The organism is Pseudomonas sp. LRP2-20 (assembly GCF_024349685.1).
Classification (GTDB): domain Bacteria; phylum Pseudomonadota; class Gammaproteobacteria; order Pseudomonadales; family Pseudomonadaceae; genus Aquipseudomonas.
Genome location: NZ_AP025944.1, coordinates 188,902 through 203,656, shown reverse-complemented (window position 1 = coordinate 203,656; position 14,755 = coordinate 188,902). Strand labels below are relative to the sequence as shown.

13 protein-coding genes are annotated in these 14,755 nt (G+C 59.5%); 2 read left to right on the top strand and 11 right to left on the bottom strand.

Annotated features, from left to right (window positions below):
- Positions 1 to 79: 79 nt before the first annotated feature.
- Both OCX61_RS00760 and OCX61_RS00755 read left to right on the top strand, forming a co-directional pair.
- Positions 80 to 637 (top strand): WYL domain-containing protein, encoded by a 558-nt coding sequence (locus tag OCX61_RS00760; protein WP_261942219.1) that lies wholly within the window; start codon positions 80 to 82, stop codon positions 635 to 637.
- 840 nt (positions 638 to 1,477) lie between these two features.
- Positions 1,478 to 2,725: an IS256 family transposase gene (locus OCX61_RS00755; RefSeq protein WP_261940477.1), complete on the top strand. Its 1,248-nt coding sequence runs from the start codon at positions 1,478 to 1,480 to the stop codon at positions 2,723 to 2,725.
- A gap of 309 nt (positions 2,726 to 3,034) precedes the next feature.
- On the opposite strand, the gene OCX61_RS00750 is transcribed toward OCX61_RS00755, so the two are convergent.
- The 11 genes from OCX61_RS00750 to OCX61_RS00700 all read right to left on the bottom strand — a co-directional run bounded on the left by OCX61_RS00750 (position 3,035) and on the right by OCX61_RS00700 (position 14,551).
- Positions 3,035 to 3,412: a hypothetical protein gene (locus tag OCX61_RS00750; RefSeq protein ID WP_261942218.1), complete on the bottom strand. Its 378-nt coding sequence runs from the start codon at positions 3,410 to 3,412 to the stop codon at positions 3,035 to 3,037.
- A 118-nt stretch (positions 3,413 to 3,530) separates the two neighbouring features.
- Positions 3,531 to 3,902: a hypothetical protein gene (locus tag OCX61_RS00745; RefSeq protein ID WP_261942217.1), complete on the bottom strand. Its 372-nt coding sequence runs from the start codon at positions 3,900 to 3,902 to the stop codon at positions 3,531 to 3,533.
- Positions 3,899 to 4,873 (bottom strand): hypothetical protein, encoded by a 975-nt coding sequence (locus tag OCX61_RS00740; protein ID WP_261942216.1) that lies wholly within the window; start codon positions 4,871 to 4,873, stop codon positions 3,899 to 3,901. The genes OCX61_RS00745 and OCX61_RS00740 overlap by 4 nt, the downstream gene beginning before the upstream one ends.
- A gap of 9 nt (positions 4,874 to 4,882) precedes the next feature.
- Entirely contained in the window at positions 4,883 to 5,371 is a 489-nt protein-coding gene (locus tag OCX61_RS00735) for an Hcp family type VI secretion system effector (RefSeq protein ID WP_261942215.1), read from the bottom strand.
- A 297-nt stretch (positions 5,372 to 5,668) separates the two neighbouring features.
- Positions 5,669 to 6,532 (bottom strand): ABC transporter permease, encoded by an 864-nt coding sequence (locus tag OCX61_RS00730; RefSeq protein WP_027919390.1) that lies wholly within the window; start codon positions 6,530 to 6,532, stop codon positions 5,669 to 5,671.
- 14 nt (positions 6,533 to 6,546) lie between these two features.
- Positions 6,547 to 7,410, bottom strand: coding sequence for an ABC transporter ATP-binding protein (locus tag OCX61_RS00725; protein ID WP_261942214.1), 864 nt, complete (start codon positions 7,408 to 7,410; stop codon positions 6,547 to 6,549).
- Between the two features lie 6 nt (positions 7,411 to 7,416).
- Positions 7,417 to 8,436, bottom strand: coding sequence for an ABC transporter substrate-binding protein (locus tag OCX61_RS00720; RefSeq protein WP_261942213.1), 1,020 nt, complete (start codon positions 8,434 to 8,436; stop codon positions 7,417 to 7,419).
- 17 nt (positions 8,437 to 8,453) lie between these two features.
- Positions 8,454 to 9,353 (bottom strand): TauD/TfdA dioxygenase family protein, encoded by a 900-nt coding sequence (locus OCX61_RS00715; protein WP_261942212.1) that lies wholly within the window; start codon positions 9,351 to 9,353, stop codon positions 8,454 to 8,456.
- Between the two features lie 295 nt (positions 9,354 to 9,648).
- Complete coding sequence (locus OCX61_RS00710) at positions 9,649 to 11,025, bottom strand: HlyD family type I secretion periplasmic adaptor subunit (RefSeq protein WP_261942211.1); 1,377 nt, start codon at positions 11,023 to 11,025, stop codon at positions 9,649 to 9,651.
- A complete protein-coding gene (locus OCX61_RS00705) occupies positions 11,015 to 13,171 on the bottom strand; it encodes a type I secretion system permease/ATPase (protein WP_261942210.1) in 2,157 nt (718 codons plus the stop codon). The genes OCX61_RS00710 and OCX61_RS00705 overlap by 11 nt, the downstream gene beginning before the upstream one ends.
- A gap of 42 nt (positions 13,172 to 13,213) precedes the next feature.
- Positions 13,214 to 14,551, bottom strand: a complete 1,338-nt coding sequence (locus OCX61_RS00700; protein ID WP_261942209.1) for a TolC family outer membrane protein — start codon at positions 14,549 to 14,551, stop codon at positions 13,214 to 13,216.
- Positions 14,552 to 14,755 lie beyond the last annotated feature (204 nt).

The following is a 14,755-nucleotide window of genomic DNA, read 5'->3' as shown; positions in this document are numbered from 1 at the left end:
TGAACGAGTTATGGCTAATTGCCATGACCTGTTCCAGCCGCCATGCTGTTGCGGCAAGCCTAGACAAGGACGTTACCTTTTGCCGTTCGCTACCACCCGCGCCACCCTCAGCCGTCAATGGGCGCTGCTGCGCCAATTACCCAGCCGCTCCCCAGGCATTACCAGCGCCGAACTGGTGTGGCGCCTGCGCGATGTGGGCTTCAATGTCAGCAAACGCACGGTGGAGCGCGACCTCAACGAGCTGTCGCTGATCTTTCCGCTGGACCGCAATGACAAGAGCATTCCGTTTGGCTGGCACTGGTCGGCGAACGTTGCTGGCGAGTTGCGGGGGAATTTCGATTTGCAGGGGTATTTACGTGGTGATTCGCTGCAGCCGGCGCAGGGTGAAGGGATCGAGATGCAGGCCTGGGTCAGCGACCCGTTGGCCCGGCAATTGCGCGAGGCGCCGTTGAGCGTGGACATGCAACTGACTGCGCTGGACCAAGGGCATCGGCTGCGGGCCACGGTGGAAGATGGCGGGCCATTGCGCTGGTGGTTGCTGAGCCATGGGGAAGGCGTGGTGGTCGAAGAGCCGCAGGCACTGCGCGAAGAGATCGCCAGGACCTTGCGCAATGCGGCAGCACAGTACATGAATTAGTCGCCTGTGCTGGCCTCTTCGCGGGTAAACCCGCTCCCACAGGATTTTAATAGACCTGAAGTCTGTGCTGATCCTGTGGGAGCGGGCTTGCCCGCGAAGCCGGCACAGGAAAAATACCGTTTCATTCAACTGGAAAATTTAAAAATTTCAGAATATTGTGAGAAACAAAAAACAGGATCGTAGAAGTCATTAGCCCTCCCCAAGAGATCAGCATCTTAATTCTCAAGCCCCTTGGAAATCTCGATATTTCGGAAGCATCCGCAACACCTCTGCGAACAAAGATTCCAGGCATCATAAGCATGTTTGCGGCCAGGCTCGCACGTATCACTCTCCCTAGCAATCCCGCCGACGAGAAATTCAGCCGATTATCTCGCACATAACTGCACCCCACCAACTTCGACTCAATCACATCAAGATATCGGCACGCAAGAAAAATCATTAAGCCCATACTGACCATTATCCAGAATAACAACATGGACATTCCTACTACTACGGCTGTCGACTTCATTCATTCCTCTTTTCACAAATCGTCCTCCCGGCAAAGCTTCCTTGGACAGTGCGCAATTGAGCATCGCGCATAGCACTGCAGTCTGCGCGCCCCTAAATACACTCTTAAAAAGACCCGAGCGCGAGGAAAGCGACTGAAGAAATACACATTGTGCACCAGAGTACTACCAGCAGCCTTTTCATAGGTGCCGGAAAGTTTTGCAATTGAGCCTCGTCAACCAACCCCTTTCGAACAAATAAACATGAAGTTGTCAGTAGTGTTGATATGGTACAGATACGCAGAGGGTGTCAGAAATTTTGTGTTCGGGCATAACATGAGTAAGAGGTGCATGTATGCCAACCAAAAAGAAACCCCTGCGTGACCTGCCCAAAATCCCCAAGGAGCTGCTGGAGCAGTTCGGTGAGGGCCTGATGACCGCAGAAGCTATCGAGGATGCCTCTGCGGCGTTCAAGAAGGCCTTGATCGAACGCGCTCTGCATGCCGAGCTTGGCCACCACCTGGGTTATCCGCCGGGCGCGCAGCGCCCGGAGGATGAAACCAACCAGCGCAACGGCAAAAGCGGCAAGACAGTGCTAACCGGCGATGGGCCTCTGCGCTTGGATATCCCTCGCGACCGTGACGGCAGCTTCTCGCCCATCCTGATCCCCAAACATGAGCGCCGTTACACTGGCTTCGACGACAAGATCATCGCCATGTACGCCCGTGGAATGACAGTCAGAGAGATCCGGGCCTTCCTGTCCGAGCAGTATGGAACCGACGTTTCACCCGACTTCATCAGCTCTGTGACAGACGAGGTCATGGACGAAATTGGCGCGTGGCAACAGCGGCCATTGGAGCCGATGTACCCGGTCATTTTCTTTGATGCGCTGCGGGTGAAGATTCGCGAAGAAGGCCTGGTGCGCAACAAGGCCATTTACTTGGCTTTGGGCGTTCTACCCGACGGGACGCGCGACATCCTGGGCATCTGGATCGAGAACACTGAGGGTGCGAAGTTCTGGATGAAGGTGTTCAACGATCTCAAGACACGTGGCGTCGAGGACGTGCTGATTGCCGTGACCGATGGCCTTAAAGGCATGCCAGAAGCCCTCAGCGCCGTGTTTCCAGAGACGACATTGCAGACGTGCATCGTGCATCTGATCCGCAACAGCCTGGACTACGCGGCCTGGGACAAACGGCGCGCACTGGCCAAGGAACTGAAACCGATTTACCAAGCCATCAATGCCGAAGCGGCTGAGCAAGCACTCGATGAGTTTGAGAGCGGGCCGTGGGGTGAGAAATATCCAACGGTGGTGGCTGCCTGGAGACGCGCCTGGGATCGCGTGATTCCATTCTTTGTCTTTCCGCCCGCCATCCGGAAGGTGATCTATACCACCAACGCGATCGAGAGCATCAACGCCCAGCTACGCAAGGTCATCAAGACCCGAGGGCATTTCCCGAATGATGACGCAGCGACCAAACTGATTTGGCTGGGATTGCGCAACATAACAGCCAATTGGGGAAAACCGGCCCATGATTGGAAAAGCGCGATGAATCAATTTGCGATTCTGTACGGAGATCGGTTCATCAGGCCAACCTGGTGAAGATCAGGGCCTGCCTGACGGCAGGCCGTTACCGGCCCGCACACAAAAAATCTGACACTTCCGATACGCATAATTTTACCCAAGAGGCCTACGTGCAAATAAAGTCTCCTATTCCCCAACACAAAATTGCTCTTCGACAGCAGCCTTTCAATCTCATCAAGATGTCTTATGGCGACATACATTTGCACTAAAAATGCGACCATTGCCAAGAAGAAAAAACAAATCGCAACCAAGTTAATCTCAAATTTACTCACGATATACCATTCGCGTAAATTATCACAAATCGCCGCTGCAGCGCTTACTTAGCAATCAGCCTCGTAAGACACCTACCCATATGCAGAACGATGCCAAAGATGCAAACAAAGACAAGTGCAATAGCCACAATACAATCAACAGCCTTTTGATGCGATCAGGTACTGCTTGTAAATCTCCAGCGTCAACCAAACCCTTTCGCACGCAGAACTGGCTCACGGATAGCATCGCGGAAATTCCCCCCACACGCAAAACCTTCCCCAATAGCCCGGCACGGGACAAATTATCCCTATTACCGACAATAATCTTGCTATTTTTTAATAAAGATTCAACATGCTCAAGATAACGACAAGCGACAAAAACCCATGCCGCAAACATCAGTGCGGGCGAAGCAAACAAGCAAATACCGAGTAGGGCTATCTGGATATTCGTCACTTTGCAGCCTCACATAAGACCTGACCCATTATCTCTCCAAACATAGACCTTAGCGCCCTACCTACCGCCACCAAGGTAATCATTAAAAATTTACCAAGATCACGACTACCAGAGCAATTCAAACAATATAAAGCCAGACCCTAAATGCCAGCATCGCTAAGACTTCAAAGGTCAGCGCTAACCATAGCCCAACCAACACACACCTCATTGATCTCGGAAATTTCTTTATCTCCTCGCCGTTCGCTAGCCCGCGTCGCACATAAGGGCCTGGCAGTGTCAAAAGACAGGCAATGCTACATATACGCAGAACCTTTCCCGGCATACCTGCATGGAAAAATGCCTCCTTGACGCCCTGCACATACTTAGACCCTTCAAGAAAGGACTCAATTCTATCTATATACACACAAGCAACATACACCAGTACAAATAGAGTTATTATCCCAAAGCCAAAACCCAACAAGACAACAAGACCAGGCTCAAACATGTTCATTCTGAAACTTTGCGATATAGAAAATCACCTGCAATCTCACCCCCTGCCCCTCCTATCTCGCCGCCGATTGCTCCCCCAACCGCCCCACCCACTACACCGCAAACCAAAGAGCCAGGGCCTGTTGTAATTCCAAGCACAAACGCGCATGCCCCGGTGGCGATTGCCCCGCCGTACGCTCCCCCGATACTACCTCCGGCTAAACCTAGTGCCAGGGAGCCACCCTCTACATACTTAGCTCTAGCACATTCCTCCTCTCTCCCTAGAGTGCAAGCTTTATTAATTTCCAGTCCAGTAGCGGCTACATCCAAGGCAACCCCAATGTAAGCACCTTTTTTGATCAGACTCGCAGCCCTCGCCACTCCCGTCACCTTCTTTGCATACCCCGTAATTTCACCGTTACTAAGATAGCGCTTAGTGGAAAGCTGCAGCATCCGCTTGATCGATCCCTGGTTTCGTAGGCCAGAGCCGTAAGCGGCAGTCTTCCCCAACTGTTCATCCAGCGCGCTGAACAGCGCCGCACGTTTGGCGTAAAACGCCTCCCGCGCCCTGAACGCACCACCACTCATATGCTCGCGGTGCAGTTGCTCAATCTGCTCCAGTGTCCTCTTGATCGCCTCCAGATGCCTGGCCCAGCCATCGCTCGCGGCACCTGCCCCCATCGACGCATGGGCCAGCAGGCTCTGCAGCATCTCGAAGTTATCCAGCATGAACCCATCGACACCGCCGCCGTTGAAGACGATGTCGCGGTGAATACCTGCCGCCTTGCCCATGAGAAAGGCTTCATGGCTGGTACAGGAGGGCGTGCTGGGATCACCTACAATCACCAGTTCGCCGGCCAGGACAACCGTGTTGACGATATGCGCATTGAGCACATCGAACTTGGCCTGCTGATTGGCGTTCATCGGTGTGCCGTTCTTCAGGGTCGCGTAGTTCTGTGCCTTGGAATTTATAAAGCTGCGTGCCTCGGACATGGTCGTTCCTCACGCAAATTTCTTGTTGGCAATGCGGTCCCAGCCACCGGTGACACTGCCGCCAGCACCGCCATCGACGCGCTGCTGCCGGGTGTAGGTGGTCTTGATACGGCCGTAGTTGAGTTGGACGATTTCAGTCGGCACGCCGGCGTGCACGCCTTGTATGAAATCGGCAATGATCACTTCTTCGAGCACCACTTCGTAGTACTTCAGCTTGTCGCCACCGGCGCGGCAGACGACCAGCCTGACTTCTTTCAGGTGCTGCCCTGTGCAACTGGCTTCAAGCAATTTGCAGCTGGCATTGTCCAGGTATTTGGTGAAGGTCAGGTTGCTCAGGGTGGTACGCCCGGAGGTGGCGCCCCCTGCGGAACTCGCGGTAGCAGAGGTGCTTTGGCTGGTGCCGAACGTGTAGCCGAGGATCTCGATCCAGTGCTTGTAGTGCTCGTCTTGTGATTCGCCAGCAATTTCCGCGATTTGAATGAAAGCGTCGAAAGCCATGATTACTGTTCCTTGTAAACGAATGAGCGGAACAGGCTAGGCGCGAGGAAAGAGGACCGCAATAGTTCTAAGGAGATCGAGACTAAACTCAGAATTTTCCTACAACTTTTCAGACAAATTAGCTTGTAAATGTATGAAGGTTTTTCAGAGCAAGGGCCATGCCCCACAGCACATGAATTGGTCGCCCGTGCTGGCCTCTTCGCGGGCTTGCCCGCTCCCACAGGATCTCACATGCCTTGAAGACTGTGCCGTCCCTGTGGGAGCGGGCGAGCCCGCGAAGAGGCCGGCACAGGTCTATTACCTCTGCATGCCCCACCGCCGAACGGTCAACCGCTCCAGGGTGTTGAACACCAACCCCTCGACCAGCAAGCCGATCAGGATCACCACCGCCAACCCGGCAAACACCTTGTCGGTATACAGCTCGTTGCGGTTCTGGAAGATGTACCAGCCCAGCCCGCCCTTGCCGCTGCTGGCGCCGAACACCAGTTCGGCGGCGATCAGCGTGCGCCAGGCGAACGCCCAGCCGATCTTCAGCCCCGAGAGGATCGACGGCAACGCCGCCGGCACCAGGATATGCAGGACCAGGCGCAGCCCTTTCAGGCCGTAATTGCGCCCGGCCATGCGCAAGGTTTCCGAAACCCCAAGAAAGCCCGCATAGGTATTCAGCGCCAGCGCCCACAACACCGAATGCACCAGCACGAAGATCAGGCTGTTGTCTCCCAGCCCGAACCACAACAACGCCAGCGGCAGCAGGGCAATCGCCGGCAGCGGGTTGAACATCGAGGTCAGGGTGCCCAGCAGATCCCGCCCCAGTTGGGTCGACACCGCCAGGCTGGTCAGGCCAAAGGCCAGAACAATGCCCAGCAGGTAGCCCTTGAGCAGGATCACCAGCGACACACCGACCTTGGCCGGCAGCTCGCCGCTGAGCAGCCCGTCCCACAGTGCGGCGGCGGTCTGCAGGAAGGTCGGCAGCAGCAAGTCGTTGCCTTGGTAGCGGGCGATCGCTTCCCACAAGGCGGCGATCACCACCAGGATCACCGCCTTGCGCAGCCAGCCGTGCTGCCACAGGCGCTGGGCCAACGGCAGGTTGCGTTCCACAGGCACACTGAGCAAAGGCTCCAGCTGCACCTCGTATTCCTGGCGTACAGGTGTAGGGGTCATGGCTCAAGCTCCTGTCAGTAGGCGATGCGGATGTCGTTGAAGCCCAAGTCATCAGCTTGTTCGGGGGCTTCAGCCTCGTCGAACAGCAAGCGATGGATGCGCCGAGCACTGGCCTGGAAGTCCGCAGCGCCGAGGCTGCCGAGGTCGTACTGGTGGCTGTGCACCTCGGCCCGTACCCGGCCCGGATGGGGCGACAGCAGCAGGATGCGGTTGCCGACCACCAGCGCCTCTTCGATGGAGTGGGTGACGAACAGCAAGGTGAAACGCACTTCCTCCCACAGCAGCAGCAGTTCTTCCTGCATCTTGCGCCGGGTCAGCGCATCGAGTGCGGCGAACGGCTCGTCCATCAGCAGGATCTTCGGTTGGGTGGCGAGCGCCCGGGCGATCGCCACCCGCGCCTTCATCCCGCCCGACAGCATGTGCGGGTAGACATCGGCAAAGGCGGCCAGGCCGACCTTGTCCAGGTAATGCAGGGCCCGCTCCTCGGCTTCGGCACGCTTGAGCTGGCCAGACACCAGCAGCGGGAACATGACGTTCTCTTTCACCGTCTTCCACGGCGGCAGTTGGTCGAACTCCTGGAACACCACGATGCGGTCCGGGCCGGGGCCGTTGACCGGCTGGCCCTGCAGCAGGATCTGCCCTTCCCGAGGGGTGATGAAACCGGCCACGGACTTGAGCAAGGTGGACTTGCCGCAGCCCGACGGGCCAAGCAGGACGAAACGGTCAGCACGGTCGACTTCGAAGCTGACCTGGTGGGTGGCCCGCACCACGCGCTGCGCAGTGCGGTATTCGAGGCTGAGGTTGTCTACCTGCAGCAACGGCGGTGTAGCGACACGGCTCAGGTTGCTGGCCGTGTGGCCTGGCAATGGGGCGGTCATGGTCGGTCAGCTCCCCTGCAGCGGGCGTTCATCCTGGAAGAAGTAGTCCTTCCACGACTCCGGCTTGTGCTTGATGGCGCCTACCCGATACAGGAACTCGGCCAGCTTGTAGGTGTTCTTCGGCGTGACAGTGAACTCGTACTGCGGGTTGTCGATCAGCTTGATCAGCGCGTCGCGGTCGATCTTGGCCTTGGTCACGCGGATATAGGTATCCGCTGCAGCGGCCTTGTCTTTCTGGGCGAAGTCCGCCGCCTCGGCCAGGGCGTCGACGAAGGCCTTGTAGGTCTTGGGGTTGTCGTTGCGGAATTTCTCGGTGGCGAACAGCAGGGTCGGCGAGTTGGGGCCGAGCAGGTCATAGCTGTTGAGCACCACGTGCACGTCCTTGTTGGCCAGCGCCTGGTCCTGGAACGGCGGGTTGGAGAAGTGCCCGTTCAGTTCGGTGCCACCGGCCAGCAGCGCGGCGGTGGCATCCGGGTGCGGCACGGCCAGGGTGTACTTGTCGAGGCGGTTGTATTCCTTGTCGCCCCACTGCTGGGCGGCGGCGTACTGCAGGAAGCGCGATTGCACCGACACACCCACCGCAGGCACTGCGATGCGGTCCTTGTCGGAAATGTCGGCGATGGTCTTCACCTTCGGGTTGCTGCTGACCAGGTAGTACGGGAAGTTGCCCAACGAGGCCACGGCCTTGACGTTCTGCCGGCCTTTGGTGCGGTCCCACACGGTCAGCAGCGGCCCAACCCCGGCCCCGGCGATGTCCACGGAGCCGGACAGCAGCGCGTCGTTGATCGCCGAGCCGCCGGACAGCTGGGCCCAGTCCACTTCGATGTCGATGCCCTGCTCCTTGCCGTGCTTCTCGATCAGGTGCTGGTCACGCACCACGTTGAGCAGCAGGTAGACGATGCCGAACTGCTCGGCGATGCGGATCTTGCCTTCGGCTTGTGCCACGGCGGGAGCCGCCAGGCTGCCGACAACCAGGCTGGCGCCCAGGCCGATGCTTGCCGCCAGGCGGCTGATGGATTTGCGCATGATGAATTCCTCAGTCGTCAGAACGGGGCATCGCCCTGGATGGTGGTGCGGAACAGTTTGCGGCGCAGGTGCGCGGGGCAACCGGTGGCCAGGTGGATCAGCGAGCGGTTGTCCCAGAACACCAGGTCGTGGGGCTGCCACTGATGGCGATAGATGTTCTGCTCGAGCACGCTCAACGCGTACAGCTGCTGCAGCACATCGCGGCTTTCATCGTCCGGCAGGCCGACGATGCGGGTGGTGAAGCCTTCGCTGACGAACAGCGCCTTGCGGCCGTTTTCCGGGTGGGTGCGCACCACCGGGTGGATGACTTCCTTGACCTGCGCCAGTTGCTCGGCAGTCAGGGTCGGGCGCCAGTTGCCCTCGAACTTGGTTTCGGCGTAGCGGGCGGTGTAGGAGTGCGCGGCACTGCGGCCCTCGACCACCTTGCGCAGGGCCTCGGGCACGGCGTCCCAGGCTTTGTGCATGTCGGCGAACAGGGTGTCGCCACCCTCGCTGGGCAGCTCCTGGGCATGCAGCATGGAACCGAGGCTTGGCAGCTCCTTGTACGACAGGTCCGAGTGCCAGAACTTGCCGGCATCACCCAGGCCGATGTTCTGGCCGTTCTCGATGATGTTGGAGACGATCAGGATTTCCGGGTGGCCTGCGAGCAGGAACTGCTTGAGCACATGGATCTGCAATTCGCCGAAGCGGCGGCTGAAGGCGATCTGTTGTTCCGGGCTGATGCGCTGGTCACGGAACACCAGCACATGGTGGTCGAGGTGGGCGCGATGAATACGGGTGAAATCCTCGGCGGTGACCGGTTTGGCCAGGTCCAGGCCGATGAGTTCGGCGCCGACGGCACCGGCGAACGGACGGATTTCGAAGGTTTGCGGCTGGGCGCTGTCGATGGACGACAAGGCGTTCGAGGCGGCTGGCATGTTTCACTCCCACGCAGTGCGCGACTTCAATGGCGCGCAACGATCAGAAACGCACGGGGATTACCCGTGTGGGTTCAAGTCGTGCGGCGCATCGATTGGTCGACGGGTACGCAGTGGGAGTGACTATATGGGAATAAGAAAAATAATTTAAATATCTTTAAAGAATAAAGATATGAAGGGTATTTGTGCCCGCTTTTGGTGCTGCCTGTACTGGCCCTTTCGCGGGTAAACCCGCTCCCACAGGGTCAGAGCAATACCTGTGGGAGCGGGCTTGCCCGCGAAAGCCGGAGCAGGCTTACCGCTCGCGAAGGGCCTCGTCGCGGGCCTTCATGATTGGCTTGAGCAGGTAGCTCATGATGGTCTTCTTGCCGGTCATGATATCCACCGTGGCGACCATGCCGGGGATGATCAGCAGCGGCTTCTGGTCGGTGCCCAGGTGGCTCTTCTCGGTCCGCAGCTTGATCAGGTAGTAAGTGGTCTTCTTGTCTTCGTCGGTGATGGTATCAGCACCGATCTGCTCGAGCTTGGCTTTCAAGCCACCGTAAATGGTGTAGTCATAGGCACTGAACTTGATGGTCGCTTCTTGCCCCGGATGCAGGAAGGCAATGTCCTTGGGCAGGATCTTCGCCTCAACCACCAGGGTGTCGTCCAGCGGCACGATCTCGATGATGTCGCTGCCCGGCTGGATCACTCCGCCGATGGTGTTGACCAGCAGTTGCTTGACGATACCGCGCACTGGCGAGGTGACCAAGGTACGGCTGACACGATCGTCCAGCGCCTTGCTGGTGGCGGTCGCCTTGTTCAGCTCGGTGCGGGCTTCGTTGAGCTTGGTCAAGGCCTCGCTGCGGAACTTGCCGCGGGTCTCTTCGATCTTGCTCTCGACTTCCTTGATGGCCGCTTCGGCACGCGGAATGGCCAGTGCCGTGGAGTCCATCTGACCACGGGTTTCCACCTCGGAGCGGCGCAGACGCAGCACCTCCACCTGGGAAACCGCTCCCTGGGCCACCAGCGGCTCAGACATGCCGATCTCCTGGCGCAGCAACTGCAGGCTATTGGCGTACTGGGCGCGCTTGGAGGTGAATTCGCGCAACTCCTGCTGCTTCTGCACCAGCTGCTGCTGCAGGCCAGCGAGCTCATCCTGCAACTGCTGGCGACGGCTCTGGTACAGCGATTGCTCATCGGCCGCCTGGCTAGGCGCTGCCTTGCGCAGTTCTTCGTCGATCTTCAGTGGCCGATCCTCGACCTCGGCGCTCAGGCGCTCGACGCGCAGGGCCATGGCCAGGCGATCGGCCTCGGTTTCACCGACGTTGGAGGCAAAACGGGTTTCGTCCAGGCGCAGCAGCGGCTGGCCGACTTCCACCACCTGCCCTTCCTTGGCGAAGATCTCGGCGACGATGCCGCCCTCCAGGTTCTGGATCTTCTGCACCTTGGACGACGGGATGGCCTTGCCCTCGCCGCGGGTGACTTCGTCGATGGGCGCGAAGCTGGCCCAGACGATCAGGAACAGGAAGAACGCGATCACCCCCCAGATAGTCAGGCGCACCACGCGCGGGGCGTCTTCGATCAGCGCCTTGTTGACCTCGGGAAGCGGCTGACCGTTGAGCGAATCGGAGCCTTTGAAGTACCGACGCAGGCCGTCCTTGAACACGCCGAAATCCAGCTTATGCAACACTGATCTGCCCCTTCTTCAGCGCGTCCATGACCGAGGCTTTCGGGCCATCGGCAACAATCTGCCCGCGGTCGATGACGATCAGCCGGTCGACCAGCGTCAGCAGCGAGGCGCGGTGGGTGACCAGCAGCACGGTCTTGCTCTCGATCACCGCCTGCAGGCGCTGCTTGAGGCGCTCTTCGCCAGTATTGTCCATGGCCGCGGTGGGCTCGTCGAGCAGCAGTATCTGCGGGTTGAGCAGCAATGCTCGGCCGAGGGCGACGTTCTGCCGCTGGCCGCCGGACAGGTTCTGGCCACGCTCGCCGACCTGCAGCTCGTAGCCGTCCGGGTGCAGCCGGGCGAACTCGTGTACGCCGGACAACTCGGCAGCCTGCAGGATCAGTTCATCCTCGATGTAGCGGGCACCGCTGACCAGGTTGTCACGCAAGGTACCGGCCAGCAGCTGGATGTCCTGCGGCACGTAGCCGACGTTGTGGCGCAGCTCGCTGACGTCGATCTGACGGATGTCCACGCCGTCGACCAACAGCGAACCATTGTCCGCCTCGTACAGCCCGACGATCAGCTTGGCCAGCGAGCTCTTGCCCGAACCGCTGCGGCCGATGATGCCAACCTTCTCGCCGGGGCGAATGCTCAGGTTGATGCCCTTGAGCGCCTGGTTTTGCTGGTTGGGGTAGGTGAAGTCGACGCCACGGAACTCGATGGCGCCTTGCAGCACCTGGCGACTCAGTGGGCGTTCCTCGAAGTTGCGCTCTTGCGGCAGCTCCATCATCTGGTTGGTCGAGACCATGGTCACCTTAGCTTGCTGGTAGCGGGCCAGCAGGCCGTTGAGCGAACTCAACGGGCCCAGGGCGCGACCGCTGAGCATGTAGCAGGCCACCAGGCCACCCATGCTGAGGTTACCGTCGATGATCAGGTAAACGCCGACACAGATCATCGCCACGCCAGCCATCTGCTGGATCAGCAGGGTGATGTTCATGGCCAGGCTCGACAGCACTTTCACCCGCAGCTCGAGACGGCTGAGGGTGCCGAGGGTCTGCTCCCACATGTACTGGCGTTCGCTCTCGGCATTGTTGACCTTGACCGCGTCCAGCCCGGCCAGGGTTTCGATCAGGCTCGACTGGCGCTCGGAAGCCAGCGCCATGGTCCGTTCCATGGTCGCCATCAATGGCCGCTGCAAGGCGTAGCCGATGCCCAGGGCCAACGGGAAGGCGAGGATCGGGATCCACACCAGGTGGCCGCCGATGATGGCGATGACCATGAGAATGATCAGGGTGAACGGCAGGTCGATCAGGCTGGTCAGGGTCAGCGAAGCGAGGAAGTCGCGCAGGCCCTGGAACTCGTGGATGTTCTGGGCAAAGCTGCCGACCCGTGCCGGGCGGTACTTCATCGACATGCCGACGATGCGCTCGAACAGCGTGGCGGAGATGATCAGGTCGGTCTTCTTGCCCGCCAGGTCCAGGCACAGGCCACGCAGGCCCTTGAGGATAAGGTCGAACAGGTACGCGCCACTGATGCCGATGGCCAGTACCCACAGGGTCGACGTGGCCTGGTTGGGCACCACGCGATCATAGACGTTCATCACGAACAGCGGCGCGGCCAGTGCGATCAGGTTGATCACCAGGCTGGCGGCGATGGCGTCGATGTACAGCCACTTGCTGCGCAGCAGGGTGTCGCGGAACCAGGACTTTGCGCGCGGGATGAGGTTGCCGTGGTTGACGTCGTACTTGTGCTGCGGCTGGGCGAAGAACACCTTGCCGCTGTAGTCCTCCACCAACGCCTCACGGCTGACCAGTACCTCGCCACCGTCGCTCTCGCTGAGCAGCAGCCGCGCGGTGTCGGCGTTTTCCCAGCCCAGCAGCACAGCGGCGCGGCCTTCCTTGAGCAGCAGCATGGCTGGCATGGCGATGCTCGGGATCTGCTCCAGCTTGCGCTGCAGCAGCCGGCCTTGCAGCCCGGCGCGAGCCGCTGCGCGGGGCAGCAGTTCGGGGTTCAGGCGCTGGGACGGCAGCGGCAGGCCGGTGGTGAGCATCGCCCGGCTGGCGGGTTTCTGATGCAGGACGCACAGCGTCAGCAGGCTATCCAGTAACGGATCGTCATGCTGACTGCGCGGATCGTGGTTGAGTTGGACTCGACTGACTTCGGATTCCACGCGGTGCTCTCTTCAACCTGGCGTTAGGTGGACGGGTGCGCCTCAGTTAAGGCCTGGCAGGTTCACCCGGGGTTTCAAATCGTTCTGCACAACGGTGGCCATCGGCGCTACAACACCCTGGCTCTTGAGCAGTTGGCCAATGGTCGCCTTGATTCGGTACTGAGTAAACAACTGAATATTCTTCACCTCCACCAACCGACGCTGAGCGGTGAAGGTTTCGTTCTCGCTGTCGAGCAGGTCGAGCAGGGTCCGCTCGCCAAGGCTGAACTGCTGCTGGTAGGCGCTACGCACCCGGTTGCTGTGGTCGACATACTGCTGGGCGATCGGCACCTGGGCGTTAGCGTTTTCCTGGGCGTTCCAGGCCAGGCCCAGCTCTTCGTTCAGCTGGCGCAGGGCGTTGTTGCGGATGTCCAGAGCCTGGCCGGCAAGGTGCGACTTGGCTTCCAGCTCGGCCTTGTTGCTGCCGCCAGCGTACAGATTGAAGTTCATCCGCACCATGGCTTCCCAATCGTTGTTGTGACCCACGATGCCATCGATGTTGTTGTCGGCGGTGCGGCCGAGTTCGGCATCGAAACGTGGGTAGAAGCTGGACTTGGCGGCATCGTACTGTTTTTCAGCCGCAGCGATGTCCGACTCGGCCGAGCGCAGCACCGGGCTGCTTTCCACCATCTGTGCACGGGCTTCTTCCAGGGACGCCGGCAGCAGATCGATGAAGGGCGCCGGGGCGCTCAGCTCATCCGGCATCTGCCCCACCACGCTCAGGAAGTTGGTGTTGGCGTCGGCCAGGTTGGTCTGTTCGGTGATCAGGTTGTTCTGGGCCTGGGCCAGGCGCGCTTCAGCCTGGTCGAGGTCGGCCAGACGGCCGACGCCACGGCTGGTGCGCAGTTTGATCTGGTCGAGGATGCGTTCATGGTTCTGCAGGTTCTCTTGGGCCAGACGCACCATCTCGCGGCGCGAAAGCACATCCAGGTAGACCTTGGCTACGTCCAGGCCAGTGCGCTCGGAGGTGTCCATCAGCGCGTAGGCACGGGAGTTGGCGGTGGCCTGCTGGCGGCCAACTTCGCTGGAGGTGGCGAAGCCGTCGAACACCATCTGCCGCAGGCGGATGGCCGATTCGCCACGGTTCAGGGTTTCCCAGCGATTGCCGGTGCTCGGGCTGTCGCTGCCTTCACGGCCGTAACCGGCAGTGACGTTGACCTGCGGCAAATAGCCGCCCTTGGCGGCGCGCAACTGGTAGTCCGCGGCCACGCGCGCATTCACCCCGGCCTGGATCTCGGGATGCACCTCGAGGGCCTGCTGCATGGCTTCAGGCAGCGTTTGGGCGTGGACGAAAGTGGCGGCAAAAGCGAGTGGCAGAGCGGTAAACAGTGGCGCACGCATTTTTTACGGATCCCCGAAGGCGCTGTTGTCCTGAATCACGGCGAAAGCTGTGCAGGATTGGAAAATGGCAACCTGATCTGACCGATGAGCGAGCTTCCAACAAGGCACTTCGAGAGGCACTTCGGGAAGAGAAAGCAAACGTTCAAATATCAATGTGACATTACTTCGCCGATTGTTTAGGATGGCGAACATAAGGTCAATAGT